This window comes from Desulfovibrio sp. DV (genome assembly GCF_001936595.1).
GTDB lineage: Bacteria > Desulfobacterota > Desulfovibrionia > Desulfovibrionales > Desulfovibrionaceae > Solidesulfovibrio.
On record NZ_MLBG01000045.1, the window covers coordinates 19,438 to 32,963 of the forward strand.

Annotated in this window: 14 protein-coding genes; 1 reads left to right on the forward strand and 13 read right to left on the reverse strand. The window is 64.4% G+C overall.

Features of this window, described 5'->3' with window-relative positions:
• Window positions 1-14 precede the first annotated feature (14 nt).
• Together DVDV_RS11430 and DVDV_RS11440 are read right to left on the reverse strand one after the other, a co-directional pair.
• Window positions 15-1,289, reverse strand: a complete 1,275-nt coding sequence (locus DVDV_RS11430) for a methyl-accepting chemotaxis protein (RefSeq protein WP_368482918.1) — start codon at window positions 1,287-1,289, stop codon at window positions 15-17.
• A gap of 634 nt (window positions 1,290-1,923) precedes the next feature.
• Window positions 1,924-2,898, reverse strand: coding sequence for an ABC transporter substrate-binding protein (locus tag DVDV_RS11440; RefSeq protein WP_075354799.1), 975 nt, complete (start codon window positions 2,896-2,898; stop codon window positions 1,924-1,926).
• Between the two features lie 355 nt (window positions 2,899-3,253).
• Between DVDV_RS11440 and DVDV_RS11445 the strand changes: the two genes are divergently transcribed.
• Window positions 3,254-3,667: a response regulator gene (locus DVDV_RS11445; protein WP_075354800.1), complete on the forward strand. Its 414-nt coding sequence runs from the start codon at window positions 3,254-3,256 to the stop codon at window positions 3,665-3,667.
• On the opposite strand, the gene DVDV_RS11450 is transcribed toward DVDV_RS11445, so the two are convergent.
• The 11 genes from DVDV_RS11450 to DVDV_RS11500 all read right to left on the reverse strand — a co-directional run bounded on the left by DVDV_RS11450 (window position 3,645) and on the right by DVDV_RS11500 (window position 13,444).
• Window positions 3,645-4,748: a hybrid sensor histidine kinase/response regulator gene (locus DVDV_RS11450; protein ID WP_075354801.1), complete on the reverse strand. Its 1,104-nt coding sequence runs from the start codon at window positions 4,746-4,748 to the stop codon at window positions 3,645-3,647. The two genes, DVDV_RS11445 and DVDV_RS11450, sit on opposite strands and share 23 nt — an antisense overlap.
• A 54-nt stretch (window positions 4,749-4,802) precedes the next feature.
• A complete protein-coding gene (locus DVDV_RS11455) occupies window positions 4,803-5,414 on the reverse strand; it encodes a LysE family translocator (protein WP_075354802.1) in 612 nt (203 codons plus the stop codon).
• 133 nt (window positions 5,415-5,547) lie between these two features.
• On the reverse strand, window positions 5,548-6,318 hold the full coding sequence (gene trpA, locus DVDV_RS11460) for a tryptophan synthase subunit alpha (protein ID WP_075354803.1): 771 nt from the start codon (window positions 6,316-6,318) through the stop codon (window positions 5,548-5,550).
• A complete protein-coding gene (trpB, locus tag DVDV_RS11465; protein WP_075354804.1) occupies window positions 6,315-7,499 on the reverse strand; it encodes a tryptophan synthase subunit beta in 1,185 nt (394 codons plus the stop codon). The genes trpA and trpB overlap by 4 nt, the downstream gene beginning before the upstream one ends.
• A gap of 205 nt (window positions 7,500-7,704) precedes the next feature.
• On the reverse strand, window positions 7,705-8,328 hold the full coding sequence (locus tag DVDV_RS11470; protein ID WP_075354805.1) for a phosphoribosylanthranilate isomerase: 624 nt from the start codon (window positions 8,326-8,328) through the stop codon (window positions 7,705-7,707).
• Window positions 8,325-9,116, reverse strand: a complete 792-nt coding sequence (locus tag DVDV_RS11475; protein ID WP_075354806.1) for an indole-3-glycerol-phosphate synthase — start codon at window positions 9,114-9,116, stop codon at window positions 8,325-8,327. The genes DVDV_RS11470 and DVDV_RS11475 overlap by 4 nt, the downstream gene beginning before the upstream one ends.
• A complete protein-coding gene (gene trpD / locus DVDV_RS11480) occupies window positions 9,109-10,119 on the reverse strand; it encodes an anthranilate phosphoribosyltransferase (protein WP_075354807.1) in 1,011 nt (336 codons plus the stop codon). The genes DVDV_RS11475 and trpD overlap by 8 nt, the downstream gene beginning before the upstream one ends.
• 32 nt (window positions 10,120-10,151) lie before the next feature.
• On the reverse strand, window positions 10,152-10,535 hold the full coding sequence (locus DVDV_RS11485; RefSeq protein ID WP_075354808.1) for a HEPN domain-containing protein: 384 nt from the start codon (window positions 10,533-10,535) through the stop codon (window positions 10,152-10,154).
• A gap of 11 nt (window positions 10,536-10,546) precedes the next feature.
• Window positions 10,547-11,119, reverse strand: coding sequence for an aminodeoxychorismate/anthranilate synthase component II (locus DVDV_RS11490; protein WP_075354809.1), 573 nt, complete (start codon window positions 11,117-11,119; stop codon window positions 10,547-10,549).
• Window positions 11,103-12,521 carry an anthranilate synthase component I family protein gene (locus DVDV_RS11495; RefSeq protein WP_075354810.1) on the reverse strand — a complete coding sequence of 473 codons (1,419 nt, stop codon included), beginning with the start codon at window positions 12,519-12,521 and terminating at the stop codon, window positions 11,103-11,105. The genes DVDV_RS11490 and DVDV_RS11495 overlap by 17 nt, the downstream gene beginning before the upstream one ends.
• On the reverse strand, window positions 12,518-13,444 hold the full coding sequence (locus DVDV_RS11500) for a prephenate dehydrogenase (protein ID WP_075354811.1): 927 nt from the start codon (window positions 13,442-13,444) through the stop codon (window positions 12,518-12,520). Before DVDV_RS11500 ends, DVDV_RS11495 begins: the two co-directional genes overlap by 4 nt.
• Window positions 13,445-13,526 lie beyond the last annotated feature (82 nt).

Here is a 13,526-nt window from a genome sequence, read left to right on the forward strand (position 1 = left end):
AATACGACGGGACGTTACGAATAATCGCGCGCCCAAGTGGGCTGCACCCGCGTGCCGTCGACCGGCGAAGGCACTTGCGACGGGAGGGCCAGCCGCCCCTGGGGAGCGCTGCGGGCCAGGGCGGGCGTTGGTGCTATTGCCTCGGCAGCCTCTTGTTCGCGCATTTCCATGATGAGTTCGGACAGGCGGCTTGAGGTCATGGCCAGGTCGGCCACGGCTGCGCTCGACTCATCCATGCTCCTGGCCGTTTCTTCCGCGATGCTGCTTACATGCCGCAGGGCCTCCATGATGTGGTCCGTGGTGGCCGACTGCTCGTCTGCGGCTGCGGCGATGGATTGGACCTGCCCGGCCGTTTCGTCGATGAGGCCGACGATGGTCTTGAGGGCATCGCCGGATTGGTTGGCCCGTTCCACGCTGTTGGCAATGGCGCTGTTGGTTTCCTCGGCGTAGGCGAGATTGCGACGCGTTGCGTCTTGGACGTTGCCGATGGCCTGGCTCACTTCCTTGGTGGCGTTCATGGTTCGTTCGGCCAGTTTGCGCACCTCGTCGGCCACCACGGCGAATCCCCGGCCGGCGTCGCCGGCTCGCGCCGCCTCGATGGCGGCATTTAAAGCCAGGAGATTGGTCTGGTCCGCGATGTCGTTGATGACGTCGATGATGGTGCTGATGGCCTGGGCCTGTTTGCCGAGTTCGGCCATGTCGTTTTTGTTTGCCTGGGCTTTGGCATGGACTTGCAGGATGATTTCCACGACCGAGTCCACCACCTGCGCCCCCTTGTCGGCTTCGGTGCGGGTACGCTCGGCCAGTTGCGCCGATGTCGAGGCTTTCCGGGCCACTTCCAGGGAGACTTGGCTCAACTGGGTGATGGCATCGAAGGACTCCGAGGCCCGGCTCTTTTGCATGTTTGCGCCCTGGGCCGATTCCTCGATCTGGTGGGAGAGTTCCTGGCTGGCGTTGGCCAGGGTCTCGGCCATCTGCTCAAGCTGGACAGCCGCGTGCTTCATGCGGTCAAACGACCGCTCGGCCTGGATCTTGAGCCCTTCGCTCTGGCTTCTGGCCGCGATGGCCTCGTCGGCGCACAGTCTGGCTTTCCCCTCATTCACGGCGGCCTGGCTGATCTGATCCCGCAGGTTGACCACCATCTGGGACAGGGACTCTTTGAGAATGTGCAGTTCGGCCTGGTAGCCGCCGTCGATGGGCGCCTCCATCTCGCCCTGGGAGACTTTCGCGGCATAGACCGTCAGCCGATTCAGGGGCGAGACGATGGCCCGCTTGGAATAAAAGACCAGAAAGCCGAGGGGCTGCGGCCACTAAAACGGCCGCCCCGATGGTGACGCCGATGATGGTGTTAAACGCAGTCTTCTCCGCCGCCTCGGCTTGCGCCCGGGCTCTGCTGGAAAGTTCGGTGATGCGGGTCTTGGACTCCTCGAAGGCAGCCTGGGAGTCGCCATAGATCGTCTGGTAGGCCTGCTTGGTCTTGAAATCCCTGTGTGCCTTGAGGATGCTGTCGTATTGCGCCCGGGCTGTTGCAAAAAGCGGCGACAATTCCCCGAGGGTGTCGGATTGGAGCCGTTTGGCGATAGCGGAGGAAAGAGCGGCGACTTCGGTTTTTATGGCGTCCATTTCAGTCGGCTTGCTTGTCCCCAGATATTGAAAAACCTTGAGCCGCAGGGCGTAGAGATCCTGGGCGAGGTCGCTTAAGCCCCGAGCGGCCTGAATCTGGCTTTGATAGACGGCTTTGAGCCTTTGCCCGTTGGAGTAGGACAGGGCCGCCTGGGCAACAAAGGCCACGGCCAATACGGCGTAAATAATGCCGAGTCTGGTAACAAGGGGAAGATACTTTTGCTGCACGGCAGAACTCCCTTGGGAAAAGACGCTCGGTTTGGCGCGCCGGAGGGGTTCCGGCGCGCCGGGTCTGGTCGCTTATTGCTTGAGCGACTCGATCAGCACGGTGTTTTGAAGGATGGCATCGGGGTTGAAATCTGTTCGCAGCAGGTTGTTGTCTTTGAGGAAGGCGTGCAACTCCGCCATATACGCCTTGAGGCCGACGGTGTTGCGCTCAAGCTGCGTCGCTTTGTCATGGATGGACACGGCGGCGAGCATTTCCTTGAGTTCCGCTTCGGAATAGGGTTTTTCTCCCTCGAAGGTCTTGGTGTTGAGGATGGTGGCATACTCTGCCCAGTTGGCGGGTTCCTTGGTCCAGGCCACAGCCTTGGTCCAGCCGGCGAAGAATTTGGTCAGGTCAGCGGGGGGGAGATCCGCCAGGGTGTCCGCACGGGCCGCAAATCCCTCGGGGATGACGCCGGGATAGGTGGCGCTGGTCGCCACCACCGTGCCGTCGCCTTCCTTGATGGCGCGCAGCGCCTGGGGATCATAGTTGACGGTCAGGGGCATCTTGCCGGCGATAAAGTTGTCGGCCATGGCCTCGGGCTCGACTTCGACGGTTTTGACATCGGCAAGCTGTAAGCCATTGGCGGCCAGGAATCTGTTGAGGAAAAAGGTCACCGACGGCTGATTTAAATAGATGCCGACGGTCTGGCCTTTGAATGCGGCCATGTCCAGGCCCTTTTTGGCAATGATCTTGTCGCCGCCGTTGGACCAGTCCGTCTCGCCCAAAATGGCGATGGGCGTGCCGCCCAGGGTGAGCCCCACCCAGGAGCCGAGCATATCGAGGGCGATGTCGATGCGCTTGTTTTCCAGGGCGGCGTTGAGTTCCTGGTTGGAGCCGAAATTGACGACCTCCACATCAAGGCCCTGGTCTTTCCACAGGCCCTTGGCCTCAGCCACGTTGAGCGGTGAAAAGGCGATCCAGTGGATCATACCAACTTTATACTGTTTGGCGTAAGCGGTTGACGTCAGGAAGCCGAGAACAACAAGGGCTACGATGATACGACGCACAAAATACCTCCAAAGTCTCAACATGCTGCCCCTGGCCTCAGCTTTTCCGAGGAGTCCAGGAGGATGAGGGGATGATGCGGACGCTGCGACGCGTGGCCGTTACGATCCCAATACCTATTCATGAAAAAGGCAGCAGGGGAAGATCTTGGGGGCTTTGTCAACGAAACGTCTGGGAAATACTCTATTGCACGTGGATATGTCACATCCCGCTCAAAGAGTTGGCCGCGTCAGGCAGCCGGTGGTGCGTTGCGGCCTTGGGCATCTGGCTGCGCCAGGCCGGCAGCATCGCATTTGGACATGGAATTTTTCCGGCCGCCGGGCTAACCTCCCGGCCTGAGAGTCAAGGAGGCGGCCCGTGAGCATCCCCAAGCATATGGCCATCCTCGTGGTGGACGACCAGCAGCCCATGCGCAAGACCATTGCCTACATCCTGCGCCAGCTGGGCCTTAAAGACATCCAGTTCGCCGAAGACGGGGACGCGGCCTGGAAGCATATCAACAACACCAGGGTCGACCTCGTGCTGCTCGACTGGAACATGCCGCGCCTGTCCGGGTTGTCGCTTCTGGAGCGTATCCGCAACAGCGAGGCCTTTGCCAAACTGCCGGTGATCATGGTCACGGCCGAGGCCAATACCGAACACGTGCTGGCGGCCATGCAGACCGGGGTGACCGACTATGTGGTCAAGCCGTTTTCGCCCAATACCCTGCAGAAAAAACTGCAGGACGTCTGTTCGCACAGCCCGACGCTCATAAAGCTCGCGGCAGGCTGACCGTCACGACCGTGCCCCCGGCCTCGCTTGTGGCCATGGCGATGTCCCCGCCGTGGGCCAGGGCGATGCGCCGGGCCGAATAGGTGCCAAGGCCCGTGCCTTTGGTCTTGCCGGCTGTGGCGTATTTCTCGAAAAACCGGTCCCGGACACTGGGCGGCACAGCCCCCTGGTTGGCGATGGCAATGCTTGCCATGTCGCCAGCCTGGCGCATATCCACCGCCACCCGCCCGCCGTCGGGCGAGGCCTCCACGGCATTGGCCAGCAGATTGGCCAGCATGGAATAGCACAGCAATTCCTCCCCGCGCACAAGAAACGGCTTCCCGGGGGCAGCCGGCCGGCCGCCAACGGCCAGCTCCAGGGCCAACCCGTGGTTCTCGGCCGTATCGGCATGGGCGGCAAAGATTTTGGCCACGATGGGCACGAGATCGACGGCGACCGGGTCCAGCACGTATTGGTCGCGCTCCATCTTGAAAAGCGCCGTGGACAGGTTGACCATGGCCAGCACGGTGTAGCCGGCGTCCTCGATGAGCGAGAGCATGTCGCGCTGGTCGTCGTCGAGGTTTTCGGCCAGACGCAGCACTTGCGGCAGGCTGATGATGGTGGTCAGCGGCGTCTTGAGGTCGTGGCGCATGATGCGCTCGACATCGTCCTTGAGCCGGGCGTTTTCAAGCGTCACCCGCAACAGGTCCCGGTCGGCGGCGGCCAGCCGGTACTGGGTGAGCGCCGCGTCCAGGGAGCGGCTTAAGATGGGGGGCGGGCAGGGCTTGGTCAGGAAGCGGAAGATGTGCCCCTCGTTAATGGCCTCCATGGCCGCGTCCAGGTCGCCATGGCCGGTGAGCATGAGGGCGACCGCCTCCGGGGCGAGGGCCTTGGCCCGGCGCAGAAATTCCACCCCGGACAGGCCCGGCATCCGCAGATCGGAGATGATGACGGCAAACGGCCCATTGTCGGCCAGGGCGGCCAGCCCCTGTTCGGGACCAAGGGCCGTTTCCAGGTCGTAACAGCGGCCCAGGCTGCGGCGCAGGGCGTCGAGCACGGCCGGGTCGTCATCGACGACGAGTATTTTGGCGCATTGGGGCATGGCACGTCCTTGCAAGTTGCTTGCGACCATACCCCAAACGCCGGGCCAGGGGAATTATCCGGCAGCGAAAAAGGCGCAACACGCCCAAAGCGCTCCGGCCATGCATCGAAAGACCAACCGCAGGGCGACCGGCGAGGCCAGAAGGCGGGTGAGCCAGGCCCCGAATACGGCGTAGGCCATCATGGCCCCAAAGCCCAGCAGGCAGACCGGCCCGGCCAGCAGCGCCACCCCGGCAACGTCGGGCATCCCTCCGGCGGCAAAGCGCGGCAGCATGGCCGACAAAAAGCCCCAGGCCTTGGGATTGACCGCCGCCACGAGCAGGCCCTGGCCAAAGAGGCTGCCCAGGCGGGCCGTGTCAACGACCTTTCCCGGCAGATCCAGCCGGGCCGGAGCCCGCCACAACCGAAGCCCGAGCCACAGGAGATAGGCCGCCCCGGCATACCCGGCCAGCCGCAGCACGAGCGGTTGGCCGGCCAGGAGCGACAGCCCGAAGAGCACGGCCGGCACCTGGACGAGGGTGGAACACACATTGCCAAGGGCTGCGGCAGCCACGGGCCGGGAGCCGTGGCGCATGCCAAGGGTCATGGCCTGCAGCGTGGCCGGGCCAGGAGTGAACATGCTGGCGGCCAGGGCAATACAATAGGCGAGGTAGGTTTGGCTGATCATGGCGGCTTCCCGCGACAGGGAGGCTGCCCGGCCGGGTCGCTGCCGGCCGGGAGCCTTGGACCGCCTGCCCGGGCCGCGTCCGTGAAGGATCAGGGACGCGGCAGGATCAGGCGGTCGCCCGTATCAGGTGCGGCTAGACGCGCCAGCGGAGCATGAATTCGGCGGCGGTGCCGCCGGCCTTGATGTGGGCGATCAGGGCCGAGCCGAAGACCACGCCGTCGACGAGGTCGCCGAAAGCGGTCAGCTGGTCCGGGGATTTGATGCCAAAGCCCAGGGCCACGGGCACCTTGAAGAGCCGGCGCACGGCGGTCAGGCGTTCCTTGATCTCGGTTGGCAGGGATTCGCGCATTCCGGTGGTGCCGAGCACCGAGACGAAGTAGACGTAGCCGCGCGCGTCTTTGGCATAGGCGGCCAGCCGTTCCTCGGAGGTGTTGAGCCCGACCAGCGGGATCAGGTCCAGGTTGTGCTTGTCAAGCGCCGCGCGCAAAGGGCCGGATTCCTCCAGCGGCACGTCGGGCACGATAAATCCGGACACCCCGGCGGCAGCGGCGTCCTCGGCCAGTTGGTCCAGGCCGTATTGCAAAAACGGGTTGTAGTAGCCCATGAGCACCAGCCCGGCCCGGTACTGGCCTTTGCGCTTCTCCAGTTCGTGGAGCAGCCAGGACAGGCAGGTGCCGTTTAACAGGCAATCGAGGGATGCCTGCTCCACCACCGGGCCGTCGGCCACGGGATCGGAAAAGGGCACGCCGATCTCGATGATGTCGGCCCCGCCGGCATCGAGCGCGGCCAGTTCGTCGAAAAACCGCTCCTTGTCCGGAAAACCGCCCGGCAGGAAGGGAATGAGCGCCTTGCGCCCGGCCGAGAGCGCCTCCATCATGCGGGTGGTCAGAAGAGACTGGCTCATTTCGCGCCTCCCATCGTGTTTTCAAAGGACTCGATGATGTCGAGGTCCTTGTCGCCGCGCCCGGACAGGCACACCACCACCTGCGATCCCTTGGGGATGTCCGAGGCCGGGTTCAGTGCCCAGGCCACGGCATGGCAGCTTTCCAGGGCCGGGATGATGCCTTCGCGCCGGCAAAGGGCCTCGAAAGCGGCCAGGGCCTGCCGGTCAACGGCCACGTCGTAGCGCACCCGGCCGGACGCGCCGAGAGCGGCGTGTTCCGGTCCGACGCCGGGATAGTCCAGGCCGGCGGACACGGAATGCGACGGCTGGATTTGCCCCTCGGTGGTTTGCAGCAGCATGGTGCGCATGCCGTGGAGCACTCCGGGCGTGCCGAGGCTTATGGGGGCGCTGTGGTAGCAGCCCGGTTCGCCCGTGCCGCCGGCCTCGACGCCGATCAATTTGACCGAGGCATCGGGCACGAAATGGTGGAACATGCCGATGGCGTTGGAGCCGCCGCCCACACAAGCCACCACGTAGTCCGGCAACCGGCCCATCTTGTCCAGGCACTGGGCCCGGGCTTCCAAGGATATAATCGCCTGGAACTCGCGCACCAGGAGCGGAAACGGATGCGGCCCGGCGGCCGTGCCAAAGCAGTAATGGGTGGTGTTCTGCTCGGCAATCCAATAGCGCAGCGCCGCGTTGATGGCGTCCTTGAGCGTCTTGGTGCCGGACTCGATGGGTACGACCTCGGCCCCAAGGAGCTTCATGCGCCGCACATTGTGCGACTGGCGCACCACGTCCTCGGCTCCCATGTAGACGATGCAGTCAAGGCCAAGCATGGCCGCTGCCGTGGCCGTGGCCACGCCGTGCTGGCCGGCCCCGGTCTCGGCCAACAGCACCTTCTTGCCCATGTACTTGGTTAAAAGTCCCTGGCCCATGGTGTTGTTGATCTTGTGCGCGCCGGTATGGTTCAAATCCTCGCGCTTGAGCCACAGATCAAAGCCCAACTCTTGCGACAGATTGGGGCAGCGGTACAGCGGCGACGGCCGGCCGACATAGTCGGCCAGCAGCGCTTTCAATTCGCTTTGAAAAGACGCGCTCGGCACAATGGTGCGCATGGCCTCTTCCAGCTCCAACAGGGGCGGCATGAGCAGTTCGGGCACGAACTGTCCCCCAAAATCGCCGTAATATCCTTTTTTCATGATGAGGCGTGCCTCCGGCGGCTGGGGAAACCTTTTTTGAAAAAAAGGTTTCCCCAGACCCCTTCCCAAAAACTTTTAACGGGGTGGCGCGTTATGCACCGTGGCTTCAGTCGTCACACGCGGCCGGAGCCGCTACCCCAGGCGGGGGGTCCGGGGGGATCATCCCCCCGGTGGGGTTCGGGGCAAAGCCCCGATTCTGCCTTTCTCATTCACCTTTCACGGCCCAAAGGGACCTCCGGACTTTGGCGAGGTCTTTGAGGCCCGGCGACGACTCGACGCCGGAATTGAGGTCCACGCCGTGGGGCTGGGCGATGCGCACGGCCTCGGCCACGTTGTCCGGCCCAAGGCCCCCGGCGAGCAGCCAAGGCATGGGCGGGGAGAGTTCGGCGAGCGTTGCGAAATCAAGCGATTTGCCGTGGCCGCCGCCGGAGGTGCCGGCGTCGAGCAGGGCAAAGCGGACCGCGCCGGCAAAGGGGGCCATGGCGGCGGCGAGGCTGGCCAGATCAGGGTGCTTTTGGGGCCAAAAGGCCCGGATGACCCGGTCCGGCCCCACGGCCCGGCAGAAGTCCGGGTCCTGGCCGCCGTGGAGCTGGGCCAGATCCAGGCCGGCTTCGTCCATGATCGAGAGCACTTCGGCGAGTGTGTGTTCGACAAAGACGCCGACGCGTTTGGCCGCAGTCCGGGGCAGGGCGGCGGCTTGTCCCGGCGTCAGGCGGCGCGGGCTTTTGGCGGCGAAGATGAAGCCGAGGAGATCGGCCCCGGCCTCGGTGCAGCCGGTGACGTCTTCGGGGCGGGTCATGCCGCAGACTTTGACGAGCCGGGCGTTCATGATGCGGACGCTCCTTTTGGGCCGGTTTGGCCGGCCAGGGCGGCCAGGGCCGCGCCGGGATCGGCCTCGGACATGATGGAGGTACCGACCAGCACGGCGTCGAAGCCGAGCTCGGCCATGGCGTCCACGTCGGCCCGGGTCTTGATGCCGCTGGCGGCGATCCAGAGGCGGCCGGCCCGTTTTTTCGGAGCCAGGGTGCGGGCCACGGCAAAGTCCGTCTTGAGGGTGTCCAGGTCGCGGTTGTTGACCTGGATGATGTGCGCCCCGGCCGCTTCGGCCCGCTCCAGGTCCACGGCGTCAAAGACCTCGACCACGGCTTCCAGGCCCGCGTCGTAGGTCAGGCGCAGCAGGTCGCCGAGTTCCTCGTCGGTGACCATGCGCACGATGAGCAGCAGGGCCGAGGCCTTGGTGGCGGCGGTCTCGATCACCTGCAGCGGGTGGAGCAGGAAGTCTTTTCGTAGCAGGGGCAGGCCGCATTGGCTGATCGTTTCCAGATAGCCAAGCGAACCTTTGAAATACGTCTCTTCGGTGAGGACCGAGATGGCGGCAGCGCCCGAGGCGGCGTAGAGGGTTGCGACCTCGGCCGGGGACAGGCCCAGGTTGATGTCGCCCATGGACGGGGAGGCCCGCTTGTATTCGGCAATCACAGCCATGGGCGCGTGGGCGATCAGGGCGTCGGAAAAGGACGGCCGTTTGCCCGTGTAGGGCGCGGGCAGGCGCTGGGCCGCCTCAAGTTCCTTGAGGCGGCGAATCTCGGCCGCCTTGGCGGCCCGGAACTTCTCAAGCATGGAAAACGTCCTTGAAAAACGCAGCTGCCGCGCCCTGGGCAATGGCGTCGCGGGCCTTGGCCACGCCTTGTTTGAGGGTGAGGTCGCCTTCAAGCAGATGCAGGGCGCAGCCGAGGTTGAGCGCCACCATATCCAGCATGGCCTGGGTGCCCTGGCCGGCCAGCACGTTTTTAAGGACAGCCACGGCCTCGTCGCGCCCGGACACCACCACATCGCCGAGCCGGCCTTCGGCTATGCCAAGCGTCACCGGATCGATGCGTTCCTTTTTGAGCCAGCCGTCTTTCACCCAGCACACGTCGGCCGGTCCGAACGGGGTCAGCTCGTCAAAGCCGCCGGCTCCGTGGACGACTGCGCCGCAGGAAAGGCCGGTCAGCGCCAGCACTTCGGCCATGAGCGGGACGTGGCGCGAGGTGGGCACGCCTAAAATCTGGTGCGTGGGCCGGGCGGGGTTAAGAAGTGGTCCCATGAGGTTAAAGAGCGTGCGCGCCCCGAGTTCCTTGCGGATGGGTCCGATGCGTTTGAACGCCGGGTGGTAGTTGGGGGCGAAGAGAAACACGAAATTGTGTTTGTCCAGCTCGGAGGCCACGGCGTCGGGTTCGACGACGAGGGGAAAGCCGAGGGATTCCACGGCATCGGCGCTGCCGCAGGCGCTCGATACGGCCCGGTTGCCGTGCTTGACCACCTTGTGGCCCATGGCGGCAAGATAGAGGGCCACGGCGGTGGAGCAGTTAAACGAGCAGGTGTTGTCGCCGCCGGTGCCGCAGGTGTCGATGCGCGGGCCGGTCAGGCCGGTCACGAGCTTGGCCTGTTCCAGGGCGGTGGTGACGCCGGCCGCGATTTCCACGGCCGCCTCGCCCTTGGTTTTAAGGCCCATGAGGAATGCGCCCACGCACGAGGCCGGCATCTCGCCGGTGTACATGGCCCGGAAGGCGTAGGCGGCCAGGTCCTTGGGCAGGTCTTTGCCGATGGCTAAGAGTTCGAGGCATTCAACGTGCTTTTCCACGATGCGACTCCTTTCGGACGGGCGTGCGGGTGTTATTTGGGCGTGTCGGAGAGTTCTTCCCGGGCGAGGTAGAGGAAGGCCTTGGCCCGGTCGATCTGCTCGGCCACGTCTTCGGCGGTTATGCCGGTATCGGTTTCGTATTCGGCGCGGTTTCGCAGCCGGCCGGCTTCGTTTAAGAAGCGATTAAAGGCATCCGGCAGATAGCCGGAGGCGGTCAGGTGCAGGGCAAAGGCCGAGGCCACGCTGCCCGGATCGGTCACGGCGTAGCCATGGCGTATGAGGAAGGCTTCGGCCACGTAATGCATGACGGCATGGACCCGGCCCACGGCGAAATCGAAGTGCCTTTCGCTGGCCAGCAGCCGCGCGGCGCGCAGGCTGGCTTCCGCTTTGGCGATAAGGGCGGGGATGGTGTTCAAAATGGGCGTCCTTACGAAATCTTATCCGGAAAATTGGCGATCAGCTTCATGCCGTCGGGGGTGAAGACCGACTCCGGGTGAAATTGCACGCCGACCCAGGGCCGATCGCGGTAGCGCATGCCCATGACTTCGTTTTGCTCGGTCCAGGCGGTGATTTCGAGCATCTCCGGGGCCTTGGAGGCTTGGACGATGAGCGAATGGTAGCGGCAGCACTCCATGGGGTTGGGCAGGCCCTCGAAAAGGCCGGTCTCGCGGTGGTACACGTCAGACGTCTTGCCGTGCATGATGCGGTCGGCAACGACTACTGGCGCGCCGGCAAAGTGTCCCAGGATCTGATGCCCCAGGCACACGCCAAAGACCGGGATGGTCACGGGCAAAAGCTCCAGAAATTTGAGGCACAATCCGGCATTGGTCGGGTTGCTCGGGCCGGGGGAAATGCAAACCTTCTCCAGCGTGCCCGATGCGGCCAACTCCAAAATCTGCGGATCGTCGTTTTTAAGGACGATGGGATCGTGCCCGAGCTGCTGGAAGGCCTGGACGACGTTGAAGGTGAACGAATCGAAGTTATCAATAAGTAAAAACATCGCCTTCCTCCTTGGCAGCCAGCACTTCGGCAATGACCCGGGCCTTGTTTTGACACTCCACCCATTCCTTGGCCGGATCGGAATCAAAAACGATGCCGGCCCCGGCCTGCCAGGAAGCCATGCCGTCGCGAATCCACATGCTGCGGATGGTGATGCCCGTGTCCAGGTTCACATGGCCCTCGTCCAGGCCGATCCAGCCGATGCAGCCGGCATACGGCCCGCGCGGCAGCCCGTGTTCCAGCTCGGCAATCATCTCCATGGCCCGGACCTTGGGCGCGCCCGAAAGCGTGCCGGCCGGGAAGGCGCATTTGAGCACGTCCAGGGCGTCGAGGCCCTTTTTAAGCGTGGCCGTCACGTAGGAGACGATGTGCATGACATGGGAAAAGCGCTCCACGGACATGAACTTCTCGACCTTGACCGTGCCGCGCTCGGCCATGCGGCCGAGATCGTTGCGGCCAAGATCGACCAGCATGACATGCTCGGCCCGCTCCTTGGGGTCGGCCAGGAGCTCTTCGGCCAGACGGTCGTCCTCGACCGGGTCGGCACTGCGGTGGCGCGTGCCGGCGATGGGGCAGGTGGTCAGTTCGCCGTCGCGGCAGCGGATGAGCAACTCCGGCGACGAACCGAGGAGCGTCACCCGCGGCAGGCGCATGAAAAACATGTAGGGCGAGGGGTTTACCTGTCGCAGCCGGCGGTAGACCACGAACGGGTCGCCGGAGAAGGGCGCGCTGAACTGGGTGGAGAGCACGGTCTGGATGCACTCGCCGGCCCGGATCATCTCCTTGCATTTGGCGACCGCCTCCATGTAGCCCTCGGCGTCCGGGGTGTTGACCACCTTGCCGATGACCGGCCGGTCCATGGGCGCGAAGATGTTGGCGTATTCGATCTTGGCTTTTTTGCCCTCATCAAGGGAGAGGTGCAGGCAGCGGTGCTTGACGTGGTCGAAAAGGACCACCCGGCCGGGCAGGACCAGACAGAACTCGGCCTCGTTTGGCGGCAGCACCGCGGCCAGCTTGGGCTCGAAGATGCCGGCCACGCCGTAGCCGAAATAGCCGACCAGGGACCGGGTGATGGGCGGCACATCGGCAAAGCCCTGCGGGGCCAGAATCTTCATGTCGGCCAGGATGCCGCGCATGCCCTCGACAAAGTCGTGTCCGGTGTAGGCTTCCAGCGCCGCAAGGCGCGGGTCGCGGGCGCTGACGTCGAGCTTGCCGTCCTTGAGGCGAAGCCGCAGCCGGAAATCCCAGGCAATGAGGCTGTAGCGGCCAAGCCGGCCGTCCACCTCGGCGCTTTCGAGCAGAACGCCGGGCCGTTCGCCGACGAGTCCCAGAAACAGACTGATGGGCGTCTGGACGTCGGCCGGCAGCCACGTCCCTTCCTGGCGAAGCGTGATCGCACTCATGGGTTGTCCTTTTGTTCCGTCTTGGCGGTCCACCAGGCTTCGGCCCGGCGCACCAGCAGGTCGATGTCGCCGCCAGCGGCGATGTTCAGGAAATTCCGGTAATTGCGAATCATTTCATGGCTGTACGGATTGGCCTCGAACAGGGCGGTAAACAGGGCCGCATCCTTGGTAATGAGCTTTTCCGCCGACACCAGCCGCCGGGTGAACGACGGCGTCAGGTATTTCTGCACCCCGCTGTCGGCCGACTGGGAAGCCAGATAGGCCACGGTGGTGACGAAATTAAGACCCTGGACATAGGCCGCGGCCCGGTCATGCTCCTCGGCCGTGGAGGCAAAGGGGGCAAAGCCCACCCGGCGGCACCAGTCCGCCACAAGCCCGGTCGCCCAGGCGTCCTCTCCGGGCCGGCCGTCCATGACCGCCACGCGCAACCCGTCATCGGCCGCCGGCTCGGGGCCAAAAAGCGGATGGGTGCCGACCACTGGCCCGGAGTAGCCCTCGACCATGGCGGCAACGGGCAGGGTCTTGACCGACCCGACGTCGGCTAAAATTTGCGGTGCGGCCATATGCGGGGCAAGCAGGCCCGTCACCTCGGCCGTGGCATAGACCGGCACGGACACCAGCACCAACTCGGCCCCGGCCACTGCCGCCCGAATGTCCGCCTCGGTCAGCGGCCGGCCCAGTTCGCGCACCTCAATGCCAACCGCCCGACTCCTGGCCGCAATGAGCTTGCCCATGCCGCCCCTGGCCCCGACCATGGCAATGGTGTTGATGGCGGTTGGAACACCGGCTTGAGCGCCCGTAGCCAGGGTTTCCCCTTTGCGGCGGGCCGCGTGGCCCGGGGTTTCCTCCCCCAGACCCCCACCTTCCCCAAAAACTTTTTCCTGGGGGGCGGCGGGTGTTCCTTGTTTGTGCGTATCAGCCATAATGCTTCGCAGTTCCTGGTAAATTTTTATTTTTTTGGTGGTTGGCATTGGGTCGTTGCGCCCGCTTCGGGCGCAACGACCC

Excerpts from the sequence above, each read along its gene's own strand:
- DVDV_RS11450 (WP_075354801.1), bottom strand. The coding sequence starts at position 4,748 with ATGCCCCAATGCGCCAAAATACTCGTCGTCGATGACGACCCGGCCGTG.
- DVDV_RS11455 (WP_075354802.1), bottom strand. The coding sequence starts at position 5,414 with ATGATCAGCCAAACCTACCTCGCCTATTGTATTGCCCTGGCCGCCAGC.
- trpA (WP_075354803.1), bottom strand. The coding sequence starts at position 6,318 with ATGAGCCAGTCTCTTCTGACCACCCGCATGATGGAGGCGCTCTCGGCC.
- trpB (WP_075354804.1), bottom strand. The coding sequence starts at position 7,499 with ATGAAAAAAGGATATTACGGCGATTTTGGGGGACAGTTCGTGCCCGAA.
- DVDV_RS11470 (WP_075354805.1), bottom strand. The coding sequence starts at position 8,328 with ATGAACGCCCGGCTCGTCAAAGTCTGCGGCATGACCCGCCCCGAAGAC.
- DVDV_RS11475 (WP_075354806.1), bottom strand. The coding sequence starts at position 9,116 with ATGCTTGAGAAGTTCCGGGCCGCCAAGGCGGCCGAGATTCGCCGCCTC.
- DVDV_RS11490 (WP_075354809.1), bottom strand. The coding sequence starts at position 11,119 with ATGTTTTTACTTATTGATAACTTCGATTCGTTCACCTTCAACGTCGTC.
- DVDV_RS11495 (WP_075354810.1), bottom strand. The coding sequence starts at position 12,521 with ATGAGTGCGATCACGCTTCGCCAGGAAGGGACGTGGCTGCCGGCCGAC.
- DVDV_RS11500 (WP_075354811.1), bottom strand. The coding sequence starts at position 13,444 with ATGGCTGATACGCACAAACAAGGAACACCCGCCGCCCCCCAGGAAAAA.